Origin of the sequence: Phenylobacterium sp. (genome assembly GCF_036821595.1) — a bacterium.
Classification (GTDB): domain Bacteria; phylum Pseudomonadota; class Alphaproteobacteria; order Caulobacterales; family Caulobacteraceae; genus Phenylobacterium.
Genome location: NZ_DAISJG010000157.1, coordinates 1 through 2,414 on the forward strand (window position 1 = coordinate 1; position 2,414 = coordinate 2,414).

The window sequence follows — 2,414 nt, forward strand, 5'->3', positions numbered from 1 at the left end:
CCCCGACCCCGCCGGTCGGCACCGCCGGCGCCTCGCCGGGCGTGGTCGGCGCGCCGTCGACCGAGAACCCCAGCCTGAAGAACTAGGCGCCGGGCGCGGTCAGAAGACCGAGAAGGCGGCGCCGATGAAGACGCCGATGGTGAAGTTGTCGTCGTCGGTCGCGGGATCGTCGTCGTCGCCCTGCCAGCCGGCGCGCAGGCCGCCGCGGAGGTTCCCGTCGCCGTCGCCCACCAGGTAGAGGGACGCGGTGGCGGCGGAAATCTCGTTCTCGAAGTCGTAAGCCGCCTTGAGTTCGAGGCCGTAGGGCACACCCAGGCGGCTGTCGCGGTCGATGCGCCGGACCACGGCGAAGAGCGCCGAGGTGTCTTTGCGGACCGGACGGCCGACCGGCGCCGTGACGCAGTCCTGGAGGCCGCCAGCCGCCGTCCGGCACAGCGTCAGCTTCTTCGCGTCGACCCACTGGCGGCGATATTCGTAGCCGCCGCCGGCATAGAGTTCCTTGCCCCCGGGCAGGGCGCCGCCGCTGACCGACAGGCCCCAGGGCGTGCGGGCTCCGTCCAGCTCGGAAAAGTCGCTGGGGTCGCGGTAATCGAAGCGGTCGTGACCGACCGACGCGCTGGCGCCGGCGACCCAGAACGTCTTGGCGAGGAATGCCGCGTTCGTCGCCCTGTTCCAGTCGTCGCGCGTGATGTGTTTGGCGGCGATGAGCGCGTCGCGGTCCATCTCCGCGCAGGCGGCCCGCGCTTCATCGCTCGCACTGGTCTTGACGCAGGCCTGTCGGCCGGCGCTGACGACCTGGTGCTGCACCGCCATGTTCGGCGGGCTTGCCGCGGCGAAGAAGCGTTTCCAGGACACCTCCACGGCGGTGCTGCCCGCCAGCCCGTCGGCCAGCAGGAAGGCGCCTTCCTCCGTGTCCTCGTCGAGCGGCGCGGAGACCTTGACGCCGACGGTGGTGAAGCCGGAGTTCAGGCCGTCATCGTCCCAGGACCGCTCCAGCGCGAAGGCGGCCGTGCTGCCTTCCGAGCCGGCGCTGAGGACGAAGCCCTGGCCGCCCACGCCCCCGCGGAAGTCGCCGCTGGGCGAGGCGGCCCGCGCGGCCACGGCCCTCTGCGCTTCGGTGGCCGGAGCGGCGAGGGCCGGTCCCGCCATGGCGAGGCCGAGCAGGAGAGGGATCGCGATGCTGCGCATGGTCGCCTCCCTCAGAGCGTGAAGATGGAGACGCCGTCGCGGCGGCCATCGGCCACCTCGTCGCCGTCGGCGTCGACCTTCCGCTTGATGCGGATCTTGGCCTCGTCGCCGTCCTTGGCGGTCGTCACGACCAGTCCCGAACCGGGTGGGCCGAGGGCGCTCCACGACAGAACGTACTCGACGCCCTCCTCCAGCAGCAGCGTCGCCTGATCCCCGTCGAACGGGATCTTCCGCCCGATGAAGACCTCGCTGAAGCGAAGTCCGTCATTGTGTTCGCGCTCGAAGACTACCTCGGCCATTACAGCCCCCTGATGCATTGGCCCGGTCCCATGCCGGGATGGCTTCGGGGTACGCCCGCCGGGCCGCCTGCACGCGTGACGGCCATCACGCCCGCGGGGCGGGAGGAATCGTCCGTGCACACGACCGCGTTGTGAGTCTCCGCGGCCTCTGGCACGGTGTTCGCCGACCACGGGTCGGGGGAACGGATGGGGGGCGAGGGCGAGGCGTCGGGCGCACGCTACCGCGCCTTCATCAGCTACAGCCACAGGGACGCCGGCCTCGGCCGGCGGCTGCACCGCAGGCTCGAGACCTACCGCCTGCCGCGCCGGCTGGTCGGCCGGACGACGCCGCGCGGGACCGTGCCGGCGCGCCTGGCGCCCGTGTTCCGCGACCGCGAGGAGCTGACCGCCGCGCACGACCTGACGGCCGAGGTGCGCGCGGCGCTCGCCCAGTCGCAGGCGCTGATCGTGGTCTGCTCGCCGCATGCGGCGGGTTCGCCCTGGGTGGCGCGCGAGGTGGCGCTGTTCCGCGAGCTGCACGGCGACCGGCGTCCGGTCCTGGCGGCCCTGGTGGCGGGCGAGCCGGCCGAGGCCTTCCCGGCGCCGCTCCGGGAAGGCGCCGAGCCGCTGGCGGCGGACTTCCGGCGCGGCCGCGACGGGCCCCGGCTGGCGCTGCTGAAGCTGGTGGCCGGCGTGGCCGGGGTGGGGCTCGACGAGCTCGTCCAGCGCGACGCCCAGCGCCAGCTGCGACGCGTGATGGCCGTCACGGGGGCGGCGTTCGCGGCGGTGCTAGCCATGGGTCTCCTGACGATCTTCGCACTGGACGCCCGGGCCGAGGCCCTGCGCCAGCGCGCCGAAGCCGAGGCGCTCGTGGAATTCATGCTGACCGACCTACGCGACCGGCTGGAGGGAGTGGGCCGCCTCGACGTGCTCACCGCCGTCAACCGG

3 protein-coding genes are annotated in these 2,414 nt (G+C 73.2%); 1 reads left to right on the plus strand and 2 read right to left on the minus strand.

Features of this window, described 5'->3' with window-relative positions; all coding sequences use genetic code 11:
- Positions 1 to 99: 99 nt before the first annotated feature.
- A complete protein-coding gene (locus tag V7Z97_RS20100; protein ID WP_334165359.1) occupies positions 100 to 1,188 on the minus strand; it encodes a hypothetical protein in 1,089 nt (362 codons plus the stop codon).
- A gap of 11 nt (positions 1,189 to 1,199) precedes the next feature.
- Positions 1,200 to 1,487, minus strand: coding sequence for a hypothetical protein (locus V7Z97_RS20105; RefSeq protein ID WP_334165360.1), 288 nt, complete (start codon positions 1,485 to 1,487; stop codon positions 1,200 to 1,202).
- 186 nt (positions 1,488 to 1,673) lie between these two features.
- Here V7Z97_RS20105 and V7Z97_RS20110 point away from each other — a divergent pair.
- On the plus strand, positions 1,674 to 2,414 hold a 741-nt coding region (locus V7Z97_RS20110; RefSeq protein WP_334165361.1), incomplete at its 3' end, for a toll/interleukin-1 receptor domain-containing protein.